At 52.5% G+C, this 9,308-nt stretch carries 8 protein-coding genes; 6 read left to right on the forward strand and 2 right to left on the reverse strand.

The genetic code is table 11. The features are described from left to right. A partial coding sequence (locus AB5758_RS09175; RefSeq protein ID WP_368155518.1) for a PHP domain-containing protein occupies positions 1-1,814 on the reverse strand: 1,814 nt, incomplete at its 3' end. Between the two features lie 564 nt (positions 1,815-2,378). On the opposite strand from AB5758_RS09175, the gene AB5758_RS09180 reads away from it, so the two are divergent. The 4 genes from AB5758_RS09180 to AB5758_RS09195 all read left to right on the forward strand — a co-directional run bounded on the left by AB5758_RS09180 (position 2,379) and on the right by AB5758_RS09195 (position 5,433). After that, complete coding sequence (locus tag AB5758_RS09180; protein ID WP_138375003.1) at positions 2,379-3,050, forward strand: hypothetical protein; 672 nt, start codon at positions 2,379-2,381, stop codon at positions 3,048-3,050. A gap of 183 nt (positions 3,051-3,233) precedes the next feature. After that, positions 3,234-4,250, forward strand: coding sequence for a hypothetical protein (locus AB5758_RS09185; protein ID WP_138375002.1), 1,017 nt, complete (start codon positions 3,234-3,236; stop codon positions 4,248-4,250). A 33-nt stretch (positions 4,251-4,283) separates the two neighbouring features. Further along, on the forward strand, positions 4,284-5,126 hold the full coding sequence (locus AB5758_RS09190; protein WP_368141805.1) for an RICIN domain-containing protein: 843 nt from the start codon (positions 4,284-4,286) through the stop codon (positions 5,124-5,126). Positions 5,127-5,235: 109 nt separating this feature from the next. Then, complete coding sequence (locus AB5758_RS09195; RefSeq protein ID WP_368141804.1) at positions 5,236-5,433, forward strand: hypothetical protein; 198 nt, start codon at positions 5,236-5,238, stop codon at positions 5,431-5,433. Positions 5,434-5,474: 41 nt separating this feature from the next. Here AB5758_RS09195 and AB5758_RS09200 read toward each other — a convergent pair whose 3' ends face one another. Next, positions 5,475-5,714 (reverse strand): hypothetical protein, encoded by a 240-nt coding sequence (locus tag AB5758_RS09200; protein WP_368141803.1) that lies wholly within the window; start codon positions 5,712-5,714, stop codon positions 5,475-5,477. 83 nt (positions 5,715-5,797) lie between these two features. Here AB5758_RS09200 and AB5758_RS09205 point away from each other — a divergent pair, with 83 nt between their 5' ends. Both AB5758_RS09205 and AB5758_RS09210 read left to right on the forward strand, forming a co-directional pair. Then, positions 5,798-8,629, forward strand: coding sequence for an NACHT domain-containing protein (locus AB5758_RS09205; protein ID WP_368152699.1), 2,832 nt, complete (start codon positions 5,798-5,800; stop codon positions 8,627-8,629). 524 nt (positions 8,630-9,153) lie between these two features. Further along, positions 9,154-9,308, forward strand: a 155-nt coding sequence (locus AB5758_RS09210; protein WP_368141841.1) for an NAD(P)-binding protein, incomplete at its 3' end; no start/stop codon positions are given.

Below are 9,308 nucleotides of genomic sequence, written 5' to 3' on the forward strand. Positions count from 1 at the left end.
GCATGGGCAAGAACAATCATCGCCCTCTCCCCGTTAGAGGGCTCATAGCTCGAATCTCCCCCACAAGACACATAGGAGGTAACGCCCAGACAGTCCTTAAGCGAGGCAATTCCCATCTCATCTGTCATCTTGTTAACCTCGGCTATTTTCGAGGCCAATGCCCCACACGGAGTTTTGGCGGTATCCGATGCATTGCCGATTGCCGCAACCAACGATTTTAGATTCTTGGCCTTCACCTTATCGCGAAGATAAGAGACCTTCGTTCCCTGCGACGGATTTATTAAGTATTTTCGATGTTGTACAACGTCGCCCTTTTCAGCCAGACGTCCGAGTACCACTTTTTCCTCATAAGGCTCGTTTTGAAAAGAATCGGAAATCGAATTCAAAATGGATCTCGCCTTTTTGTAGCTTAAGGCAAAAGCCGAAAACCCGGTTCCGGAAGGCTTTGTAGGACTCCCCGTTCGCGCAGTGATGTAACTTTTCATTTTCTTGACTGTAAAACACTCGAGATGAAGTGCGTAGGCGTCAACGAAACCGGATCGCACATAGGATTGCGCGTTCATACATACTCTCAGAACAGCAGATCTAAGTTCACTGAATTCGTTAGAACTCAAGCAAGCCTCAACAATCTTGTTGTTAAGAATATTATTAGCGCTAGATATCAATGTCTTATAGTCATCGATAAGACATCTCATCGCGTCAAGGTCCGGTTCTACAGGTGCAGAAGCCAAGGCAAATCCGAAGCGAGCCGTGTCCTTTTTCTCGACACTGTATTCTTCCCAGCTGATGTAATTGCTAAAAGGAGTTACTGCCGGTTCATTCCACGCTCTGATGCCAGCGAATTTATCACTCGCGTCGTCGACGCCGAGTTTAACAAAGTCCTCCTCTTTGGGATTCACGTTCACCATTTGTTTATACTTGTCATTGTTTTCTGACGCGTAATACGAAGAGACATCGGTCCACCCCTTCGCCCGAAAATGATTCTCTATCTTTTTTAGAAGCGCCGTCTTCCCCGTGCCTTTGGCGCCAAAGACGATGGTGACGTCGTTGTAGACGGGGAAGGTAAGCTTCGCATCGTCATCGAACAAAGTGATTTCAACCTGCTCTGACGTTTTCTTGTCCATAATGGATTTGAGAACTTCAGGTGTCTTTCTAAGCAGGAGCAGAAACTGGCTGAAGCTCTTGACCTCAAGTTTAATCTCAGGAAGGGAGCACTCACAATACTTGCTCCAGTCTTTGACGTCCGAGCCAATCAGGCAATCGACCCCATCGGCATACATGATGCCAGCGCGCTTAAGGTTTGAAGGCTCGAAAAAGAACGGGGTTTCTACTGGAAAACTCGCTTTCAGTGCTTGATTATCGGCGTAAGGCAGTGCCTTATCTTTATAAGACTTGCCCTTGAAGGGACGGTAATGAGATATCACGATGAAATCGAACCCTTGTCCGACAAATGCGCCGGCAAGCTTATCCCAATCAAGAACAAAATCATCAGGATGTGTGCATTGAACCAGGCCATTACAGACATCAGAAAACTGCTTCGCATGCACGGGGTCAGCAATAACGATTACATGGCCGACAACCCTAGACTTGCCTCGAATATCAAGCTCTATGCCCGGCCAGAGATCGATTCCCTTGGCTGACGCTTCAGCTACGCATTGCTTGAATATTGAAAGGTCGAAGAGGTTATGGTTTGTAATGGCGGCGATACCAACCTGGTTGCCTGCTAAGGCCTCAGCCAAGCTGGCCGGGTCAATATCGCGCCCTCCATCGCCCGATTTCGCCTTGATGGTATGGCAATGCAAATCAATCTTCATACCAGATTCCTCTCATACGATAGTGTCGAGAAAGTTGATGTAAGCCCGATTCGAAGCGAGTCGGTCCGCATCCCAAACCTGAATATCATTAGATATCCTATGCCGCCCCTATTTCACCTGCAAGCTCGAAGATGGCCCCAATCATCCGTCCTGTCCCAATCCACTTTGCACCCACACCGGAAGTTCGAACTTGACGCTGAGCAAATCCTTGATAACCGTACCGTTCGACATCGCGGCGAGGCCCTAACACTCCGCACCACTTCCAACACGCGTCTGAAGAACGTAGCCCCGCTGAGGTTGCGCAGGACAGCCTCAACTGTGAGCTCGCCCCCAATTTCGTTATTAGCTGGCAGCAGCCGACACTCCCCTGCCCGGAAACAGCCCCCCCCCGGAACGCTCCACAGACATGCACCCCAGACGCCGAGGGCGATCACAGCCCCCGGGCAACACCAGCGACCCGCACCACTCCCGCACGAAGATCCCACCAGTCGGCCTTACCTTGGCGGCAAACAACCCGGGCGCACAAAGCGACCCAGGGCACCTCCACCCAAGAAAGGATCTTCTATGCTCAAAGACGGCATCGCATACCTACTCAAGTTTGCACCCAAGGAAGCATACATCGACGACCTAATAAACGGTCGCCTCTACATGAACGCGGCCGGCTACTATCATGGCCTGCCTGGCGAACAGGGCGATCCGCTCGAAGCTTCCATGGCTCCCGGGGTGCGCCTCTACAGATATACTTCCCTGCCCATCTACTGCATGTATACGGTCCGCGAGAACGATATCGTCGACAACGCCGTGAAAATCCCGAAACGCATGATCCAGGAGTTCGGATGCGAGGACGGATGGATCGGCATTGTGCAGTACGACAGCTTCGCGCGCCTCGCCGACAGACACACCACCGACGACGGAAGCATCTACGCCCACGGTCCCATCTCCTACGGCGTTCCCGGGCCAAAACTGATACGCGAGATCTTTGAGGGCATCCCGCACAATCTCGTTATCAAAACACCCAAGTACGCATATCAGAAGGAGTATCGAATCATCGGGTCGCGACCGGTCGAATGTCGCCTTTTACCAGACGAGAATCACCTAGGCTGCAAAATTGAAAAATACGACCACGCAGAACTTGACCTAGGCAGCAGCCTTGCGGACTTTTCCTGGAAGGTCTCGGTGGCGAGTCTCGAAGAAGCGCGAGACGGCCTTATGCTGGATTTGCCGCATCAGGCATAGTCAACCCAACGCGATTCACAACGTCACCGGGCAACCAACCATCCCTCCCCTCCCCAACATCCCCCAGAAAGTTCGCTGATGTTGACTGGGGTTCCCGTAAAATAATCCCCAATAAAATATGTGCGGAGTGCAGGCCTGGAGCTGCCTTCGGACCCTATTGACTGCTCACCGAGAGGCTCCGCTATGAAACGACCCCTTTACTACCTGCTCTGCGCGATCGCGTGCACGTCCATGGTCGGCGCGACGATGCCCATGGCAGCCATCGCGGAGGCAATTCAGCCCCAAGAGACCACCGAGCAGCAGGCGCAAGCCGACGCCACGAGCAGCGGCACAGACAAGGCTGAAGACGGCACCAACACAAATGCGACAGCAGATTCCGCAGAGGACAGCACCGCAACATCTACCGGCACCAGCCAGACCGACCCCGCGGACGCCAACACCACAGACACCGCCACCCCCGGCACCGCCGCCGCAACCGGCGCGGCCACCACAGCCCCCACCCCATCCCTCCGAGCCCGCACCAACCCCACGCCCGCCGCAATCTCCACCACGTCACAAACCACCTACGCCCACTCCGCCACGGCAACCCAAAACGGCTTCACCTTCACCGTCTCGTGGAACGACGCCCCCGCGGGCACCGCGACGATCTTCCACGTAACCCAGGCCAACGGCTCGTCCCAGGCCAAGGCGCGCATGGACGTGCCCACCTATTGGGACGGCGGCAGCCAGGAAAGCGTCTGCGACCCGTCGCGCCCGGCATGGGCCAGCTACTGCAGCCTGGGCACCGCGGGCCACGACTTTACCTTTGACTTCACGGCATCGGGCACCTACCGCATCTACTTCTACTTCATGGACAACGACAGAAACGACCCCCAAAACGACAAGGGGATCTACTACCTGCGCACCACGGCGGAGGTGACCGTAAACGACGCCGCCCGCCCCAGCGTCACGCAGATCGTCAACAGCGCCGTGGCCCAGTGCAGGCAACAGACAAACGGCTCGGAATACGACATGGCGCTGTGGCTCCACGACTGGACGCTCGACCAGCTGGAGTACGACCACAGCCTTAACTGGTGCTCGGCCGAAAGCGGCCTCACGCGCCACCAGGGCACCTGCGAGAGCTACCAGCGCATCTACTCCAAGCTCCTTGACGCCGTGGGCATCGCCAACGGCCGCATCACCGGCAACGGCCACACCTAGAACGCCGTAAAGATCGACGGCAAATGGTGCCAGATGGACCTAACCTGGGACGACACCAGCGACAACTGGTACGGAGATCTGGACCAGAGCCATCTGTACTTTGGCCTGACCGACGAGCTCATGGCAATCGCCCACTCCGACCACACGGCAAACTATCAGAAGAACGACTATGCTTACCGTTCAACCGATCTGTCAAACAATTACTTTGTGCGAAACGGTAAAGCAGAGGAATGGGCGGAGAAGTATGCCGACCGCGTTCAGCAGCACTTAGATGCCAAGGAAGAGAGCTTTTCCATCAATGCTGACAACCAGTCTTTCCCGCCTAGTATCTCGGGGATTCAGAATGGGATTGTTGCTTATGCGATGAATCATAGGGAGTGGAAGACGAACGACGCAAATGTTGAGCTTACGGCGGCATCTGACGTCACCAAAGAATCGAACAGCAAATGGAGCGCTAAGTACGACCTGAAAGCTGAATACAAAAATGCAGCATTAGAGAGGGTCATCGAGGACGGCGCCTACCGCGTCGCGTCCTCCCTCGACGCGGGGATGGCCGTCTCGGCCTCCGCATCGGGCTGCTCGCTGTCCTCGGGCGCGGGTGCCCTCTCCTTCGAGCGCGACGCCGCCACCAGCCCGTACAGGATCTCCTCGGGCGGGGCGCTGCTGACCGAGTCGGGCGACCGGGCCGCGCTGGCCGAGGCGGACGGCTCGGCGTCCCAGCTCTGGCGCGTATCGGCCTGCGAGGGCGGCTACGTCGAGGTCGACGATTCGGGCATGGCGCTCGACGACTACGCGCAGTCCACCGCAGAGGGCAACCGGGTGTGGCTCTACGCGCCCAACGGGACCGCCGCCCAGGCGTGGCTGCTCTCCGGGTAAATATTATTGAAAGCAAAGAACTGTCCCCGGGGGGACTCACCCCGAGGGACAGTTTCATTCCGCAAGCGCCTCGAGGTACTCCCCCAGCCCTACCCCCCCAGTCGGGCATGTGGAAGCCGATCAATTCGAGCTTGGACAGGTCGAGCGCGGAGTGGACCGGGCGCAGGGCGATGGCGCCCTCGGCGCTGGCGTAGTAGTCGGCGTTGCCGACTGGCACGACCCTGTCGCTATTGCCGCTGGCGGCCTAGAAGGCGGCTGGGGCAATGTCCGCCAGCACATAATCGCACCCGAGCCGGTGCAGCAGTAGGTGCCGTAGGGCGCGTGCGTCCCCAGCGCGCGGAAGATGGCCTACGCTATGTCGCACGAGAAGATTGGGCAGCCCAGTTGGTCGTCCATGACGGTGGTCTGATCCAGCTTGTCTTCCGGGTCGGCGACGCGGTCGGACAGGCCCTTCATGGTCTTGACAAAATTGCGGCCCTCGCCGATGACCCAGGGGCTGACGCGCCCCTCGAGAGTCTCGGCCCTGCCCATCGCGGTGCAATATTCGGCCGAGTGGACGTCGATGACGTCGGCGGCGCTGATCCGCAATATAGGTGGTGTCGAAAGGGCTTGGGACTCAGCTAACCGTATAATTAAAACCGAGTTGGCGCATTTTTTGTAAGGCGGTAAACATGGATCCAATTGACCTTGTCGGATCAGAGGCGGTTTCTCGGTTTATTGACTGGGGCAAATTACAAATTCAAGGCATAAATAAAAGGCGGGCAGTAGAAGAGCTTATCGAAGAAACCGCTATGCGCGCAGCAATGATTCTCACCAGCGTTGATTTGTCGCAGAAATTCAGAGATGTTCATCTTGTCGAAGAGCTATTGACCCATCGCACCTGCCTCGATAAAGACAAGGATGAAGCAATACGGACTTTTCTCGGCGACAAGTTCGATAAATCTGCCTACGATTTTGTTGAAGAATTCTGGAACTCCGTAAATTTAATTATGGCTACAGGAGAAGAGTCTCTTGCGGCAAGGAAAGCCGCCGAGGGAACCGAAGCTATTCGCAGGAAGCTCGATACCATCTCCGGGGCTCTAGGGACAAATCGACTGGATCAAGCAGAGCTGTTTCGATATCTATCAAGCTACTGCGCCAGGTTAGCAAAAGGCGGCAACGGGTCAAACGTTTCAAGGCGTTTATTTATTAACGGCTCATCGGCGTCCGTTCAGCAGGCAGCCATATTAACTAACCAGAAACCTACACTCATCTACGCAGAACCCGGGGCGGGTAAAAGCAAGTTGCTGAAAAATATCACAGCAGAACTTGCAAAAGATTGGCTCGTCCGCAAACGAAACGAAGCCCCAGTATTCCTTGAAGCACGAGGTTGGTCGCGCCGCTATTCAAGTCTAATTGAGGGCATAGCAAAAGAAGTCATTGGCAATGCATCCGAGGCGGCTATATCGCTTATAAGGGACAACATTTCAATCTTTAGGCTCATCGTAGACGGCCTAGATGAAGTTCGACGCGACAGGGACCTTTTCTTTGATGAGTTGGCACGATACGCTGCTGATGCGAATAGCCTTCTCATTTGCTCTTCACGTTTCGAAAGAGATTGCGGGCGAATCGGTATTCAAAGCATGTGTTTGCAAGAATTCAATGACGAAGACGTAATCTACTATCTTGAGCAAAGAGGAATCATCTCTCCAAGAAGCATGCTAGCAAATCTAAGCAAAACTGGACGAGAGCTGATGCATAACCCCCTGCGTCTTTCCTGTTTAGCAGACTATTTACTAAAGAAAGGAACTTATTCAGCTCCTCGAAATCTCGCAACCATTTTTGAGTCATGTATTGACTCAATGATTGAAGCTAAGATTGCTTATAGGGATGAACTTGATTCCGATTATCTTAAATATCAGCTTGGATCTTACGCCTTGGAGTGTATGACAGAAGAAAGCCCCAGGCCATTGAGGGCCTTCTTTCTGACCAAGCAAACGCCATCCGAAGCCGAGCGCATAGCGCAAGCAGGAAAGGAATCTGGCCTCCTGAGTATTTCCAATGGCGTGGTGGATTTTTCACATTCAGTTCTTCAGGAATACTTGGCGGCAAAATTCCTATCAAGTCAGTCGATTACGACAATTACTACCTACTGCAAACAACACTTCGAAAACCCGTTGCTGGAGAACTTCTTCATAATGCTATGCGGCTGCACAACAGACGCTTCAAAACAAACGGCAATTCTTGATCATCTCGAAAACAGCAACCTTCCTTTATTCATGAAATGCCTTAGAGGACGTATGAACCTCTCGAGTGAACTAGAAGCTCGGTTGAGCAGGGATGAACTGACAAAAATTGCAGAGCAAGCGCTTAAAACCTATACGAACATTTCTGACCGCTATCTGAGAAAAATGAAACCCTATATGCCGTTCCGACATACCCTATCTTCACAAGACGCACCGATACGCATGGAAATGATCTATAGCGCTGAAAGTACAGTTGCCCAAATAACGCTAAAAGAAAAGCATCCTGGTGAGGAAAATATAAGCCTCAGAATCACCGATGATGCACAGGGGCCGATGATGAAGACCGTTGATGGATTTACCGTACCCATTATTTCGATAAGATCATCTGATCGACCGGAAACCCATGTCTATCGAATAGATAGACTCTACGAAGGAATAGATTGTGCAAGAGAGCTAGCCATCTCGATGATAAACGATGATCTAGAAGACTTTTTCAACTCAGCAGAGACCGTGCTTTTCGAACCATTACCCATGAAAGTCGGGTTTGCGGAAGAAGCGCTTAGAAAAAGCCGAATCAATATCGGAGAAAGCGGGGGACAGCCTCGAAAGCTCAGTCTACGCAACATAACGGCAAAGGAAATTGGTCAGGCACTCAACGGGAAGCCAATTTACTTCATCAATGTAGCCAGCATAGATATACCGATTTCGGTAGTACCCATACTAGTCCAAATCCTCGAATTAGGCCATGAAGACCATCTGCAGTATCTTCCTCCCATTCCAGATAATTTAGGCAAAGGTTGCCATTGGGTTTGGGATTCATATTCAGATCAACTCTGTGAAACGTGGTGTAAATTCATCCTTGCCGAATGCGAAATATCTTATAGACAATTCATCAAAGCTTTTATGGAGGATATCGGAAAATATTTACCCGCCTATGCAGATGGACCTTTTAACTTGATCGTTAGTATAAAGCCTGCCAAAAAAGATGAATACCCTCAAGACAGGCAAATTCGAATCTCGCCATCTCCCGTCGAAAATGAAAACGAAATCAGAGTAATAGTTTCGGAGGATAATTCTCAAAGAGGATATTACGGTAGCGAATTTGAAACACGAGCGGAAAACTGTCTACGCAGCGAAAGACTTTTAGGAAGACCCGGCAACCATTATTGTGAGCATACTTGTGGCAGTACAAAACTATTAAGTGAGCCTGCATTTGTACATAACACTGTTCGAGATCGCATTCAAAAAGAGCTAAAGAAACTCTTCAAACTAAGTTAGAAGCATTCAATCGCAAAGGGCCGCCATCTATCAAGACGCTAGCGGTGTCAGTCTGCAATAGCTACAGCGCCGATTTGAGAATTCGCCCGATTGAAGTGTTGTCGATCACAACCAATCGGCGCTGTAAATATCATGCCACTGTCGGCAGGGCGTCGCCCTTACACCGATATTTTCAACGAGGATCCCAAGTCAGCATGCACGCGACTAAGACGTGTCAATGTTTCGGGCAGACCGCCAATAGCAAAAGGGCATCGAGAGCAATGCCAATCCAGACGCCTATGCGTAATATCGACTGTACGTTTCGCGATATTCAGTTGAGCACCTCAAGGATGAAGTTGATAGTCAGGGTTAGGTTTTCAACTGATACAAAGGTTGATACAAATCAAAACAAGAATCGAGCACCTTAGATGAAGTCCATCCCCATCTGCTATACTACCAATCTGGAAACAACTCACCAGCACAACTCAACCAGCTGCGCTTGTTCCGCTAACCCCACCCAACACCAAATCAAAAGGAGCACATCCATGTCCCAGTACGATTACCTCGTCGTCGGTGCCGGCCTCTCTGGCGCCGTCTTCGCCAACGCCGCCAGACGAGCCGGAAAGTCGGTCCTGGTCATCGACCGCCGCGACCACATCGCCGGCAACGTCTACACCGAGGACGTCGAGGGCATCCAGGT

This window comes from Collinsella aerofaciens (assembly GCF_040926405.1).
Taxonomy (GTDB): domain Bacteria; phylum Actinomycetota; class Coriobacteriia; order Coriobacteriales; family Coriobacteriaceae; genus Collinsella.